This is a genomic window from Variovorax sp. 10L421, from assembly GCF_056395365.1.
This window is the reverse complement of record NZ_JBFTJJ010000003.1, coordinates 378,171-391,557: the sequence shown is the minus strand read 5'-3', so window position 1 is coordinate 391,557 and position 13,387 is coordinate 378,171. Positions and strand designations below refer to the sequence as shown.

Here is a 13,387-nt window from a genome sequence, read left to right as displayed (position 1 = left end):
TTCGTGAAGTCGGCCGTGGGCAATTTCGGCTCGGGCTGGACGTGGCTGGTGAAGAAGGCCGACGGCTCGCTGGACATCGTGAACATGGGCGCCGCGGGCACGCCGCTGACCACCGGCGACACCCCGGTGCTGACGGTGGACGTGTGGGAGCACGCCTACTACATCGACTACCGCAACCTGCGCCCGAAGTTCGTCGAGACCTTCCTGGCCAAGCTGGCGAACTGGGACTTCGCGGCGAAGAACTTCGGCTGACCGGGTTCGGCCGCGGCATCCTCATCAGCCGTTGATCAGGTTGAGGATGTTGCCGTCCGGGTCCTTGAACCAGGCGACCTTCATGTGGTCCATGACATGGATGTCGCCTTCGAGCTTCATGCCGGGCATGTCGTAGTGCTCGAAGCGCACGCCCTTGGCCTTGAGCGCCGCCACGAGCCGCTCGATATCGCCATCGACCGACCAGGTCACGGCCGTGGCCTGGTTGGTGCCGGCGAATGAGGAGCGGTAGACGTTGATCCGCGTAGTGCCGCTGCGATAGACGATCACCTCCTCGCCTTGCGCATCGACCTGTGTCAGGCCCAGCGTGTCTTCGTAGAAGCGGCGCGCCACGGCCAGGTCTTTCACCGCGAGGTTGGCCACGGCGTTGATGTTTCCGAGCATGGGAGTCTCCTGTGAAGCCCATTGCGCGGTGGACGCGCGGCGGGCGAGCCAAAAATACTCAACCATTCGGTGAAGTATTTGCCTCGCGGCAGCCGGTGTCAATACCGCGCTAGTTGCTCGCACGACCCGTGGAGCGATCGAAAGCTCTACGGCGCGCGGGTTGTGGGAGGCAAAAGCACGCAAAACGCTTCTTCGACATCTTGAGCCTTAACCAAGGAATTGTTCGAAGCCAACGAGTAGCTTTTGATCTTCTTCCTACCTCTTATGAAATTCATCATGCGAGCCCCACCTTTGCTGGAGTAAACCACGACGCCATCCAATCCTTCATCCGCCCCAATTTCGGGATCTTTGAACGATTTTAGCAAGTGATTCAAACGCTGAAGCGATGGCCTGTCTTTTTCAATAAAAACCTTTCGAATCAGATCATCAGTAATTCCATCAGGGCGCTTCCTCATATACAAGGTTGACCCCCACTGCTCCCAGCGCACGCCGCAACTTGAATCAACTCGACCTGAATGTATGAAATCATGAATTACCTCATCAACATTCAACCCCTTGCCCCCTCTCTCCAGGTTCACCCAAACCACAAGTCGATCATCCCTATATCCCGCAAATGAGTTCAAAGAAAAACCAAACAAAAAGGCCGCCCAAGATGCAAAAACTACACTTTTGAAGAACAAAAAATTCGTCACACTCAGCTCCCGTTACGAAATTCATCATATGCGACCCACCTTTATTGGAGTAAACCACCACCCCACCCCATCCCACCCCACCCCTTCCCTTCCCTTCCCTTCCCTTCCCTTCCCTTCCCTTCCCTTCCCTTCCCTTCCCTTCCCTTCCCTTCCCTTCCCTTCCCTTCCCTTCCCTTCCCTTCCAATCCTACGGCGCGCGAGTTATTGGAGGGAGGAGTGCACAGAACGCATCTTCTATGTCCTCCTTCGCAGGACGATTACCATGCGACGCAATGGTTACGGATTCAATTTTATTTTTCCCCGTCGTCAAGCTCATCATTTTTGCGTCGCCTTGAGTCGTATACGCAATAATGCCATCAAGGCCGTCGTGGTGATGAAAATCAATATCCCTATAATTCCTCAATGCGAAGTTCAATCGTTTTTTTTGAGCGCTGTTTTTTCTCAAAAAAACACCCTCAACCAAATCATTATCAATCAATGGAGGGCGCTTCTTCATATACAGTAAAGAATCCCCCATTTTCCACTGTCCATCGCAGTTAACTGCCTTACTCGTCGCGTAATCAGCAATCACCCCATCGATCCTCCTTTTATCGGGAGAATGATCAAGATTTACCCATACGACATAAGGGCCACCAGCATATCCTGCAAAAGCAAAGGAAGTAGATTTAAAAAGCAAGGCAAAAAATGTCGTCGCCTTCCATAGCAATCGCTGCAGTGATGACCGCCAAAAATAAGCCATGTCAAGTGAGTGTTGGGGTTTCTTTATTCGCATTAGATTTTCCAGCATCGATTCCCATTATTTTATTTATTTCGACCGCCTTCATCTCTTCCAGTCCAGGATCAGAAATATCCTTCTTAGCCTGCTCATAATATGCAATTGGCACGAAGTACTTCAAATGATTAGGGTCACCTTTATGCACGACCTTCTTCCCATCTTTATTTTTTGTTGTACGCGCAGCAACAGGCGCGATATTGAAGTACGAAAAATTTATTTGCTGATCTTGATTCCCGCCAAGCAATATCAACCCATTGGAGCCGTTTTTTGCATATACAAATCCCACATGATGCCCGTGATCAGATTTTGATGTAACCATTGCAATGGCGCCATATATTGGCTTGTCCAGCTCAACAAACAAGGGATTTCGGATCATGCGCGCTGTTTTTTCTGACTTCTCTTTGGGACCGTCTACTTCATAAAAACTGTGCGCACGTGCCTTCGCAGCTTTGTGATTGGGAAAACCGATATTGTCGATCGGATATTTTGCCTGCAACAGACACCAATTGACAAAGGCAGCGCACCACGCATTGCTGTTCCCGTTCAGAGATTTCAAGCCATCGTTGATTTCGACGTGATAATTTATTTTGTCTTGCAGAGTAGATTCGGTTTCACCAGCTCTAAGCTTCGCCTCCACAATCGCAATAGGCATCCACGGCGCTCGCCCAGGCCACGGATTGATCAGTGCCAAGACCTTTCCCGTTCCCTCCTTGGATCGTTCCGAATCCGAGGGTTGCGTGCTTGACGGAATAGGCGCTGCTGGCGGAGCAGCACGAGGTCGGGCTTTCGGAATTAGTGGCGTGCTTGCTGATGCAGTTTTTGGTGCGGTGGAAATTGAAGCCGACTGTGCTGCGCCAGGCTCCTTGCCCCTCCCACCAATCAGCAGCACCTCGCCAGGATAGATCCGGTCGCTGCTCAGCTCGTTGGCATCCTTGATTGCGGCAACACTTGTGCGATACAGCTTCGCGATCTTTCCCAGGCTGTCTCCGGGCTGCACCACGTAGCTCATCGGCTTCTTCTGGTCCAGCGTGGAACTGTTGATCTTCTCCGACCCAGCAACACCTTTCCATTTTCTGAACTTCGCCAGAAGATTGAAGTCCTGACCGGTGTCGCCTTGAATCGTCCCGACCTTCACGGGCTCCTTGGTCTTCGGGTCTGTGACCTTGACGTGCACAGCGGCCTTGTCCGACGGATGGATCACCAACGGGAAGCGGCCTGTGGCATCGGATTTGACCTTTTCCTCCCTGCTTCCTCTTTGCAGGATGATTTCCGTGTCGGGCAAGGGCTGGCTGCCATTGGTGGCGTTGATCGTGCTCACGACCACCCATGTTTCCTTGCGGGTTTCAGGCTTGGCGTGGTAGCCCTCGATTTCCGAGATGCTGTCCACTATCTTTTCGAGCTCGGCGTCGGTGCATTCGCTGAGCTTCCGGTCGGCCGGAATGCCGCTCGTGCGGAGCAGGTCGTTTGCGTATTTTTCCGTGTTGTTTTCCCCCTTGGGGGCATAGACAGGAATGGCTTCGGGGATGGTTCGATCGCCGTGCAAGCGTTTCAGGTTTGCCTTCAGCTCTGTCCGCCCGGAATCCTCATCGGGAAAGATCAGGAAGGTTCTGCCGGATTTGGTCGTGGCAAACCCGACATAGCCTTTGGCCTTCCTGGGGGCGGGCGCGCCACCTACCATTCGAGCCGTCAAGTCGCCGGGGTTGTTGATTCGCCATGGCAGTGTTCCACCGGAGCGCAGCAAATGGCGGCCATCCTCACAGATGAACTCTGCGACTTCGATGTTGGGGTGATAGGTAGCGGATATCAGCTTTGACATGTCATATCCAAGAACTCAGGCCAGTCCATTCAGATGGGCTTCCACCGCCGATTCAGAAAGAAAATGGTTGAGGCCAGAACCGACGCCTGATTGGGCGTACTTTGAGTTTTCGATGGTGTCCAAGCCGTCGTCCACGCCATCGCTCTCGACGGCCTCCTGGCTTTCTATTTCGGCGGTATTGGGATCGCTCTGCCGCGTGCGAATCGTGGGAACTGGGTTCCAGTCCCACGTCTCTTCACCCACGATCAGCGTCGCCTCGTCGGGCGTCTCGAAGGTGATTCTTGGAAGTCGTCCGTCGTCCGGAATGATCCCTTCGGCCGTGATGGCTTGCCGCTCGTCAAGAATTTTGTAAGGCAGCCCTGCCATTTCCACATGCTTGAAGACTTCGTCGCTGCCAAGAGGGGCGAAGCGAACGCTGTATTTGTCGTCGTGACCGACGCCTTGCATCCGCAGAAGTTTTTCCATACTCATAGGCCCCGCAAAGCTGTGGACCCCCGCATGCTCGCGCCAAAGCCCGCGGGTGCCATGCACGATCCCCGAGGCGTTCCACCTGGTAAAGCTGCTGCCCCCGTTGATCAGGATCTCTTCCTTGGCGGTGATGCTGATCTTTTCGGCCTCCAGCTTGATGTCGAGCTTCGCCAGGAGGTTGATGCTGTTTTGCAGGGCGACGATGTCGATGCCGGCGGTCGCCGCAGTCAGGCGGATGGACTTGTAGGCGAACAGGCGCACGGCTTCCTTCACGCTGGCCAGGAAGCTCTTGCCCGCGCTGATGCTGGTGTGGCCGCCGCTGCTCAATGCGTTGTGGGTGATGCTGGCGATGTGCGTGGCGCCTGCCGCCGTGCTCTGGATGCCCGCCGCACTGGCGATCACCAGATGGGGTTCGTCGAGCTCCGGAAACCGGCCATCCTGCCTGTCGCCACCCCTGCCCTTGATGGCGTCGTTCTGTTCCTTCAGCGCTTGGGTGACGGCGTCCTGATCGCCCGCCCCGTGCGCCTTGGCCTGTTGGGCGGTCTGGCTCTGGCGTTCATGCAGATCGCGCGCGGCCGTCAGGCGCGCGACCGTTTCGCCCAGATCGGTGATGTGGCCCTGCGCATGGGGCCGTGTCTCGGTGGTGAGCAGCAGGCCCCTGGCTGCGCGCACCGCGGCGTGGCCATCGGTGCGCAGTTCGGCGCCCTGGCCTCGGTCGTCTTTGCGGCCTGCCGTGTCGTCGATGCGGCCGATGTGGCCCAGGCTCAGGCTGCTGCTGAGGTGATCGCTCTTGAGCTGGGCCTGGATTTTTCCGGGATGGTCGTCCAGCGCCAGATGATTGCCGCGCGTCCCGCCAGAACTGCCTTCTGGGCTCAGTTCGCGGCTGCGAATGCCCGAGAGGTTCTTCTGATCGGGCAGGTGCCACGCGGGCATGTTCTCGGCATTGAACACACGCCCTGTGATGATGGGGTAGTCCGGATCGCCGCTCAGGAAATCGACGATGACTTCCTGGCCGATGCGCGGCAAGGCCGCGGTGCCGAAGGTCGCGCCGGCCCAAGACATGGCCACGCGCACCCAGCAACTGGAGTTCTCGTTACGCTGACCCAGACGATCCCAGTAGAACTGGATTTTGACGCGGCCGTACCGATCGGCCCATATTTCTTCGTTCTCCGGGCCGACCACGATGGCCGTCTGCGGGCCACGTGTGCGCGGCCTGGGCGTGGTGCGCGGCGGTCGCCATGCGTAAGTCACGGGCTGCGCCTTGAAGGCGAAACGCTGAACGGAGCCTTCGGAGGCGTCGGCACCTTCGCTGGCTTGAAGATTTTCCTGCAGCTCGTACTCGACGCCGGTCAGAAGGTATTTCTGATTCTGGTCTTCCCTCGGGTGGCTGGCGAGCTGGAAGGTGTGGCCCGGCGCCAGATCGCGCCTGTTGGAATGCCCGCTCGCAGCACTGCGCTCGCTCAACTGTTCTTCAGTACGGATGCGCGCGTAGGCTTCGCCGTCGTTGTGCTGCTTGTAGCCACCAGGCCATTCGTACAGTTCGAAGGAGTCATGGGCATGGCCTGGGGGCATTTGACGTTGGTTGGAAAGGTCCGCCCTGGGCTTGAGGGGGTCGTAGTCGTTGGTGAAATGAAACCCCGGGCGGATTTCTTCGCCGGACTGCCATTCATAGATGCGCTCGCTCGGACTTGAGCCACCTCCGGTCATGCCCGCTTTCTCCAGCGGGTGGAAGCGCACGGTATCGCCTCCGGGCAACGGATCGTGGGAGATGGCGATGTCGTCCGCGAACATCAGCACGTGCCGCTCTGCTTCGTGCCTGAAGTAGTAGTAGATGCCTTCCAATTCGCACAGGCGCGAGATGTACGAAAAATCGCTTTCGTGATACTGCACGCAGTAGTCCCACGACCGGTATTCGCGGCTGAGCCTCTTCTCGATGGGGTAGCCGTAGCTGTCGAGCACTTCGGTGAGGATGTCGGGGACGGTTTTGCCCTGGAAGACCCGGAAGTCGCTCCGACGTGTTGCCAGCCACAGCCATGGGCGCAGCTTCATCTCGTAGAAGGACTGGCGCGCGTCTTCTTCAATCAGGCCGAAGCAGGTGACGATGCCGCCGAGATAACGCAGGTCGCCGCGCTCGGTTTCCATCGCCACGGTGGCCGTCTTGCCGAGCAGGGCTTTCGGGTCGATGGCGTTGCTGTGGCCCAGCAAGTCGACGTCGAATTCGAAGAGCTGGTGCAGCGCTTCGCGCCCGGCCAGGCGATGGAACTGCAACGCGTCGCCCAAGGGCGAGCGGAGGGTGACGCGCCTTTTCACGGGCGCGGGCGAGCACGCGCACTCGCACGATCGAAGATGAACATGAGACTCCCTGATTGGCCGCCCTCAGGGTCTGGGGGGCCGTTTTGTTGGATTATGTAACCCGCTCTGGCCACCCCGAAAGCAACCCAAAGTAGCCATCGCGTGCGCACGTGCGCAATTCGTGAAGCAATGCACGTTGCGGAGCCGCCGCAGCCCGAGAAGAGGCCCTTCGCGAACCACGAAAACCCTGCGGCTCCGCTTCCGGCACACTGCACCCTGGTGCAGTGCCCGACGAGGCCTCAAGTCTGCAACCCGATTCGCCCCCATACAGAGACAACCCCATGATCCGCAAACTCATCCGCTCGCTGGCCCTCGCGCTGGCACTTCCCCTGGCCTTTGCCACGGCTGCACAGGCGCAGTCCTACCCCGCCAAGCCCATCCGCATGATCGTGCCCTTCCCGCCCGGAGGCGGCACCGACATCCTGGCGCGCCTCGTGGCCCAGAAGCTCACCGAGGCGAACCACTGGACCGTGGTGCCTGACAACCGCGCAGGTGCCGGCGGCACCATCGGCATTGCCGAGGCCGCGCGCGCCGCGCCCACGGGCTACGACATCGTGATGGGCCAGAAGGACAACATGGTCGTCGCGCCCTGGCTCTACAAGAACCTGAGCTACAACCCGGTGAAGGACCTGACCGCCGTAGCCCACGTGGCCTACACGCCGGTGGTGATCGTCACGCAGGCCAACTCGAAGTTCAAGACGCTGAACGACGTGGTCACGGCTGCGCGCGCCGCGCCCGACACGATCACCTACGGCTCGCCAGGCAACGGCACCACCATCCACCTGGCCGGCGAGATCTTCAACAGCGCCGCCAAGATCAAGATGCGCCACGTGCCCTACAAGGGCTCCAACGCGGCCATGATGGACGTGCTCGCGGGCAACGTCGACCTGATGGTGTCGTCCGTGCCCTCGGCGCTGGCGCAGATCAAGGCGGGCAAGCTGCGTCCGCTGGCCGTGACCTCTGCCAAGCGCAGCACCTCGCTGCCCGACACGCCCACCGTGTCCGAGCTGGGCTACAAGGACTTCGACGTGAGCACCTGGTACGGCGTCTTCGTGCCGGCCGGCACGCCCAAGGACGTCGTCGCCACGCTGAATGCGGCGATCAACAAACTGCTGGCCACGCCCGAAATGAAGGCGGCCATCATTGCCCAGGGCGCTGAGCCGCAAAGCATGACGCCGGAGCAGTTCGGCGCGCTGCTGAAGACCGACTACGAGAAGTGGAAGGGGATCGTGCAAGCCTCGGGCGCGACGATCGAGTAGCCCTTCTTGCCCCTTCCCCCTTTGGGGGAAGGTTGGGATGGGGGCTGACGGCGCCGAACATGCCATGAGCGATGGATGCGCCGCTTGCCCCCACCCCTGCCCTCCCCCGGAAGGGAAGGGAGAAATACCGGGCTCAGTCCGGCGTGAACTTCCTGTTGAAGATTTCCACGTCCGCCGCGTCCTCGAACGTCGCCACCTGCCCCATCTTCCCGTCGCTCATCCTGCAGGCCGAGAACAGGCTGTAGCGGCCCTTGAAGTAGAACTCATCCATCACGATCAGCGCGTACGGATACGGCACGAAGACCTGATGCTCGAAGACGATGCGATGCACGTTCCTCGGCGACGGGAAGAGCTTGTAGTCGTTGGTGTCGATCGACTTGGCGGTGGCCATGGTGTGCTCGCTCGCTTCTTCTGCGTTCAGGCCGGATCGCGCACGTCGGCCACGGGGTTGTTGCCGAAGTCTTCGCGCGCCAGGTAGTTGAGCACCTTGGCCGCTGCGGTGGCGGGGCTGTCGAGCCGGCCGTCCTCCTTCATGCTCACGAAGCGCGTGCGGTCCGGAAACTTCTCGGCCGATGCGCCGCGCAGCTGCACCTGCATGTCGGTGTCGATGATGCCAGGCGCCAGCGAGACGATGCGCGCACCGTTCGGCGCATTCGCTTCTTCCAGCGCCACGGCGCGCGAGAAATGGTCCATGCCGGCCTTGGACGCGCAGTAAGGCGCCTGGCTGCCCATGGCGTTGCGGCCCAGGCCCGACGAGATGTTCAGCACCTTGCGTGCACCACGCCATTCGCGCGTCGCGCCCAGGAACGCGGCCGTCAGCAGCATCGGCGCTTCGAGGCCGATGCGCAGGGCCAGCGACAGCTCGGCCTCGACGGCGCTGGACAGCGGCGCGGGGTTGCCGACGGTGCCGGCGTTGTTGATGAGCGTGACGCTGTCGAAGCGTTGCGCGTCAATGGTCTTGAGCCAAGCCGACACGCGGGCTGCCGCGGCGACCGGGTCGGACAGGTCCTGCTCCCATTGCACGAGTTCGGCGCCGGCGGCCTTGGCTACCTCAGCAAGCGCCGGATCCTGCTTGCGCGAGATGCCCAGCACCGTGTGGCCGGCCTGCAGCAGCTGTTCGGCCATGGCACGGCCCAGGCCACGCGAGGCGCCGGTGATAAGGGTGAGGTGGGAAGCGGTCATCGGGAAGCTCTTTCTTGAACGAAGGCGGGGAGGTTAAGCGGTATCGAGAGGCCCTGGTGCTCAACCGGTACGGAACTGCTTGCGCAGGAAGTTGCGGTGGCGGGCGATGTGCTGCAGCTGCGCAGGCGCGATGGTGCCGTCGAGGTCGACCTCGTCTGCGCCGTTGAGTACCGCATTGGCATTGGCCATGGCACGCGCGACGACTTCTTCCTCGCTCACGCCGAGCTGCGCCGCAAGGTCGAGCGCCACGCGTCGCATCGCGCGCTGCGAGAGCATCCACATCGCGCCGAAGCGGTCCCACGCGAGCGCGGCCTCTTCGGACTTCTCGCGGTCGGCAAGAATTTCGCTGAGCGGCTTGGCCAGTATTTCGTTGAGCGCATCGAGCTTCTCGTTCAACGCGTCGTTGCGTTCGATGGCCTCCTGCAGCGTCGGGCCGGCGTCCTCGGCCTTCGTCTTCGGCGCCTCTGACGGCGAGATGAAGGCGGCTTCCGCGTTCGCGGGCACCACCTGGAGCTGGTCTTTGAGGGTCATGTGTTTTCCGTTTCCGCCGAGGCGTTCTTCTTGTTCGACATCGCGGTCGCGCGCAGGCCCGGCAGGTCGAGCACGCGCAGCCCACCGTACTCCACGCGGATCAGGCCCTGTGCCGAGAGGCCGTTCAGCGCCTCGTTCACGCGCTGGCGCGAGAGGCCGACCAGGTAGGCCAGCTCCTGCTGCGTGATGCGCAGCACCTCGCCTACGCCCGGGTACAGCACCGGATTGAACAGCGACACCAGGTTGCGTGCCACGCGCGCGTCGGGGTTGTTGAGCCGGTCGATCTCCAGCGCCGCGATGAACTGGCCCAGCCGCTCGTTGAGCTGGTTCATCACGAAGCGGTTGAAGCCGATGGAGTGGTCGAGCAGCCAGTGGAAGCTTTCGATCGGCAGCCCCGCCACCAGGCTGCGCCGCAGCGCCTGGATGTTGTAGCGGTAGGGCTCGCGCTTCATCACCGTGCCTTCGCCGAACCAGCCGCCTGGCGGCACGCCGGTGTAGGTGACCGAGCCGCCGTCGGCGTTGTCGTTGCTCATCTTGAGCAACCCCTCGACCACGCCGAACCAGTAGGTGGGCGAGCGCCCGACGCGGCACACCAGGTCGCCGGGCTCGGCCTCGCCCACAACCAGCGCGGCTTCGGCGCGGCGGCGCTCGGCGGGCGTGAGCGTGGGCAGCCAGGGGATGCCTTCGAGTTCCGCGGCATTGGCGGGACGCACGCGATCCTTGATCGAACCGCCGAGCACGTTGTGGTTGAGATTGCCGTGAGGCATCGGGAAACTCCGGGGAGTAGTGTCCCTAGGATTGTCGTTGGAATGACAACCGGGCGTCAAAGTGAGACCTACGATCCGCCCACTGTGCAAACAACCGCCCCCACCTTCCCCCGTCTGCTGCTCGCGCATGCCGAGGCCCAACCCGAGGCGCCCGCCGTGCGCGAGAAGGACCTCGGCATCTGGCAAACCTGGACCTGGAACGCCGTGGCGCAGGAAGTGCGCGAAATGGCCTGCGGCCTCGCGAGCCTCGGCTTCAAGGCCTTCGACAACCTCGCCATCGTCGGCGCCAACCGGCCACACCTCTACATGGCGGTGATCGCCGCGCAAAGCCTGCGCGGCGTGCCGGTGCCGCTGTACCAGGACGCGGTGGCGAGTGAAATGGTCTTCATGCTGCAGGACGCGGCCGTGGAGTTCGTGGTCGTCGAAGACCAGGAGCAGGTCGACAAGCTGCTCGAGTGCCGCGAGTTGCAAAAAGACCAGCAGCACGGCATCCGCCACATCATCTACGACGACCCCAAGGGCCTGCGCCACTACGACCAGCCGGGGCTGATGAGCTACGAACAGCTGCGCGCGCTGGGTCGCGAATTCGACAAGGCCAACCTGGGCTACTACGACCGCGCCGTGGCCGGCGGCGAAGCCACCGACGTGGGCGTGATCCTCTACACCTCGGGCACCACCGGGCGCCCCAAGGGCGTGTGCCAGACGCATGCGAGTTTCATCGCAGCGGGTCGCGGCGGCGTGGAGACCGACAGGCTCGGCCCCGGCGACAACATCATGAGCTACCTGCCGATGGCGTGGGTGGGCGACCACCTGTTCTCGGTGGCGCAGTGGCTGGTGGGCGGCTTCACGCTCAACTGCCCCGAGTCGGCCGAGACGGTGATGAACGACATGCGCGAGATCGGCCCGAGCTACTACTTCGGCCCGCCGCGCACCTTCGAAGGCTTGCTCACTGCAGTGTCGATCCGCATGGAAGATGCGGCGGCGCCCAAGCGCTGGCTGTACGCGAAGTTCATGGCCCTGGCACAGCGCGTGGGCGCGGACATCCTCAACGGCGCGCCCGTGGGCACCGGCGACCGGTTCATGTACAGCCTGGGCAACCTGCTGATCTATGGGCCGCTGCGCAACGTGCTGGGCATGAGCCGCATCCGCGTGGCCTATACGGCCGGTGCCGCCATCGGGCCCGACCTGTTCCGCTTCTACCGCTCCATCGGCGTGAATCTCAAGCAGTTCTACGGCCAGACCGAGACCTGCGCCTACGTGTGCCTGCAGCAGGACGGCAAGGTCAAGCTGCAGACCGTGGGCACGGCCGCGCCGGGCATCGAGCTGAAGATCGCCGAGGACGGCGAGGTGCTGGTGCGCGGCGTGTCGGTGCTCAAGGAGTACTACAAGCGCCCCGACGCCACCGCCGAGGTGCTGGACGCGAACGGCTACTTCCACACCGGCGACGCGGGCGTGCTCGACAGCGAGGGCCACCTGCGCATCATCGACCGCGCCAAGGACGTGGGCCGGCTCGTGGGCGGCGCGATCTTCGCGCCCAACTACATCGAGAACAAGCTCAAGTTCTTCCCGCAGATCAAGGAAGCCGTGTGCTTCGGCAACGGCCGCGACGAAGTGTGCGCCGCCATCAACATCGACTACGAGGCCGTCGGCAACTGGGCCGAGCGCCGCGGACTGGCGTACGGCGGCTACGTCGACCTGGCCGGCAAGCCCGAGGTTCTGGCGCTGGTGGCCGATTGCATCGCCAAGGTGAATGCCGACCTTGCAAGCGAGGACGGCATGGGCGAGACGCAGATCGCGCGCTTCCTGGTACTGCACAAGGAGCTCGATCCCGACGATGACGAGCTCACCCGCACGCGCAAGGTGCGCCGCGGCTTCATCGCCGAGAAATACGCGGTGCTGGTCAGTGCGCTCTACGGCGGCAAGACCGAGCAGTTCATCGAGACGCAGGTCAAGTTCGAGGACGGGCGCACGGGCTCGGTGAGTGCCACGCTGAAGATCGTCGACGCGAAGCGCTTTCCACTGGTCAAGGCGGCCGCATGAACGCGCACAACCACACCGAGGCCTCCATGCTTGCAACAACGACCCGAGGCGGCCGCAAGGACGGCGAGGTCATCCTCGACGTGCAGAACATCTCCCTGAGCTTCGGCGGCGTGAAGGCGCTGACGGACATCAGCTTCAACGTGCGCGAGCACGAGGTGCGGGCCATCATCGGGCCGAACGGCGCGGGCAAGAGCTCGATGCTGAACTGCATCAACGGCGTGTACTGGCCGCAGCAGGGCTCTATCACCTTCCGGGGCCAGACCTTCAAGCACATGAACTCGCGCCAGGTGGCCGAGATGGGCGTGGCGCGCACCTTCCAGAACCTGGCCCTCTTCAAGGGCATGAGCGTGCTCGACAACATCATGACGGGCCGCAACCTCAAGATGAAGAGCGGCCTGCTCGCGCAGGCACTGCGCTGGGGACCGGCCGAGCGCGAAGAGCTCGCGCACCGCGAGTTCGTCGAGCACATCATCGACTTCCTGGAAATCCAGGCGCACCGCAAGACGCCGGTGGGCCGCCTGCCCTACGGCTTGCAGAAGCGCGTCGACCTCGGCCGCGCGCTTGCGATGGAGCCGCAGGTGCTGCTGCTGGACGAGCCCATGGCCGGCATGAACGTGGAGGAGAAGCAGGACATGAGCCGCTTCATCCTCGACGTGAACGACGAGTTCGGCGCGACCATCGTGCTGATCGAGCACGACATGGGCGTGGTGATGGACATCTCCGACCGCGTGGTGGTGCTGGACTACGGCAAGAAGATCGGCGACGGGACGCCGGATGAGGTGCGGAACAACGAGGACGTCATTCGGGCGTATCTCGGCGTGGAGCACTGAAGCCATGCGAAACCTCGCCCT

General features: G+C 61.7%; 13 protein-coding genes. 4 read left to right on the top strand and 9 right to left on the bottom strand.

What is annotated here, in order from left to right:
- Positions 1 to 252: superoxide dismutase (locus tag AC1DFC_RS08125; protein WP_478178932.1), on the top strand; the 252-nt coding region annotated here is incomplete at its 5' end.
- A 24-nt stretch (positions 253 to 276) separates the two neighbouring features.
- Here the strand turns inward: AC1DFC_RS08125 and AC1DFC_RS08120 are convergent.
- The 5 genes from AC1DFC_RS08120 to AC1DFC_RS08100 all read right to left on the bottom strand — a co-directional run bounded on the left by AC1DFC_RS08120 (position 277) and on the right by AC1DFC_RS08100 (position 6,715).
- Positions 277 to 654 carry a VOC family protein gene (locus AC1DFC_RS08120; RefSeq protein ID WP_007838749.1) on the bottom strand — a complete coding sequence of 126 codons (378 nt, stop codon included), beginning with the start codon at positions 652 to 654 and terminating at the stop codon, positions 277 to 279.
- Positions 655 to 800: 146 nt separating this feature from the next.
- A complete protein-coding gene (locus tag AC1DFC_RS08115; protein WP_157632289.1) occupies positions 801 to 1,346 on the bottom strand; it encodes a hypothetical protein in 546 nt (181 codons plus the stop codon).
- Positions 1,347 to 1,533: 187 nt separating this feature from the next.
- Positions 1,534 to 2,085 carry a hypothetical protein gene (locus AC1DFC_RS08110; RefSeq protein WP_157632271.1) on the bottom strand — a complete coding sequence of 184 codons (552 nt, stop codon included), beginning with the start codon at positions 2,083 to 2,085 and terminating at the stop codon, positions 1,534 to 1,536.
- A gap of 1 nt (position 2,086) precedes the next feature.
- The gene (locus AC1DFC_RS08105) at positions 2,087 to 3,937 is read right to left on the bottom strand and encodes a LysM peptidoglycan-binding domain-containing protein (RefSeq protein ID WP_478178931.1); all 1,851 of its coding nucleotides are present in this window, start codon (positions 3,935 to 3,937) and stop codon (positions 2,087 to 2,089) included.
- A 15-nt stretch (positions 3,938 to 3,952) separates the two neighbouring features.
- The gene (locus AC1DFC_RS08100) at positions 3,953 to 6,715 is read right to left on the bottom strand and encodes a type VI secretion system Vgr family protein (RefSeq protein WP_478178930.1); all 2,763 of its coding nucleotides are present in this window, start codon (positions 6,713 to 6,715) and stop codon (positions 3,953 to 3,955) included.
- 323 nt (positions 6,716 to 7,038) lie between these two features.
- Between AC1DFC_RS08100 and AC1DFC_RS08095 the strand changes: the two genes are divergently transcribed.
- Positions 7,039 to 8,016, top strand: coding sequence for a Bug family tripartite tricarboxylate transporter substrate binding protein (locus AC1DFC_RS08095; protein WP_007837099.1), 978 nt, complete (start codon positions 7,039 to 7,041; stop codon positions 8,014 to 8,016).
- Between the two features lie 133 nt (positions 8,017 to 8,149).
- Here AC1DFC_RS08095 and AC1DFC_RS08090 read toward each other — a convergent pair whose 3' ends face one another.
- The 4 genes from AC1DFC_RS08090 to AC1DFC_RS08075 are packed head-to-tail and all read right to left on the bottom strand — an operon-like array spanning position 8,150 to position 10,496.
- Positions 8,150 to 8,407, bottom strand: a complete 258-nt coding sequence (locus AC1DFC_RS08090) for a hypothetical protein (RefSeq protein WP_007830565.1) — start codon at positions 8,405 to 8,407, stop codon at positions 8,150 to 8,152.
- A gap of 26 nt (positions 8,408 to 8,433) precedes the next feature.
- Positions 8,434 to 9,198: an SDR family NAD(P)-dependent oxidoreductase gene (locus AC1DFC_RS08085; RefSeq protein ID WP_478178929.1), complete on the bottom strand. Its 765-nt coding sequence runs from the start codon at positions 9,196 to 9,198 to the stop codon at positions 8,434 to 8,436.
- Between the two features lie 60 nt (positions 9,199 to 9,258).
- Positions 9,259 to 9,729, bottom strand: a complete 471-nt coding sequence (locus AC1DFC_RS08080) for a hypothetical protein (RefSeq protein ID WP_007830563.1) — start codon at positions 9,727 to 9,729, stop codon at positions 9,259 to 9,261.
- A complete protein-coding gene (locus AC1DFC_RS08075) occupies positions 9,726 to 10,496 on the bottom strand; it encodes a Crp/Fnr family transcriptional regulator (RefSeq protein WP_007830562.1) in 771 nt (256 codons plus the stop codon). The genes AC1DFC_RS08080 and AC1DFC_RS08075 overlap by 4 nt, the downstream gene beginning before the upstream one ends.
- A 42-nt stretch (positions 10,497 to 10,538) precedes the next feature.
- Between AC1DFC_RS08075 and AC1DFC_RS08070 the strand changes: the two genes are divergently transcribed.
- Entirely contained in the window at positions 10,539 to 12,536 is a 1,998-nt protein-coding gene (locus AC1DFC_RS08070; protein WP_007830561.1) for an AMP-binding protein, read from the top strand.
- On the top strand, positions 12,533 to 13,366 hold the full coding sequence (locus AC1DFC_RS08065; protein WP_007830560.1) for an ABC transporter ATP-binding protein: 834 nt from the start codon (positions 12,533 to 12,535) through the stop codon (positions 13,364 to 13,366). Before AC1DFC_RS08070 ends, AC1DFC_RS08065 begins: the two co-directional genes overlap by 4 nt.
- The last annotated feature ends 21 nt before the right edge of the window (positions 13,367 to 13,387 follow it).

Coding starts and splice junctions, on each gene's coding strand:
- AC1DFC_RS08065 (WP_007830560.1), top strand. CDS start 12,533: ATGAACGCGCACAACCACACCGAGGCCTCCATGCTTGCAACAACGACC.
- AC1DFC_RS08090 (WP_007830565.1), bottom strand. CDS start 8,407: ATGGCCACCGCCAAGTCGATCGACACCAACGACTACAAGCTCTTCCCG.
- AC1DFC_RS08110 (WP_157632271.1), bottom strand. CDS start 2,085: ATGGCTTATTTTTGGCGGTCATCACTGCAGCGATTGCTATGGAAGGCG.
- AC1DFC_RS08105 (WP_478178931.1), bottom strand. CDS start 3,937: ATGTCAAAGCTGATATCCGCTACCTATCACCCCAACATCGAAGTCGCA.
- AC1DFC_RS08095 (WP_007837099.1), top strand. CDS start 7,039: ATGATCCGCAAACTCATCCGCTCGCTGGCCCTCGCGCTGGCACTTCCC.
- AC1DFC_RS08075 (WP_007830562.1), bottom strand. CDS start 10,496: ATGCCTCACGGCAATCTCAACCACAACGTGCTCGGCGGTTCGATCAAG.
- AC1DFC_RS08070 (WP_007830561.1), top strand. CDS start 10,539: ATGACAACCGGGCGTCAAAGTGAGACCTACGATCCGCCCACTGTGCAA.
- AC1DFC_RS08080 (WP_007830563.1), bottom strand. CDS start 9,729: ATGACCCTCAAAGACCAGCTCCAGGTGGTGCCCGCGAACGCGGAAGCC.
- AC1DFC_RS08085 (WP_478178929.1), bottom strand. CDS start 9,198: ATGACCGCTTCCCACCTCACCCTTATCACCGGCGCCTCGCGTGGCCTG.
- AC1DFC_RS08120 (WP_007838749.1), bottom strand. CDS start 654: ATGCTCGGAAACATCAACGCCGTGGCCAACCTCGCGGTGAAAGACCTG.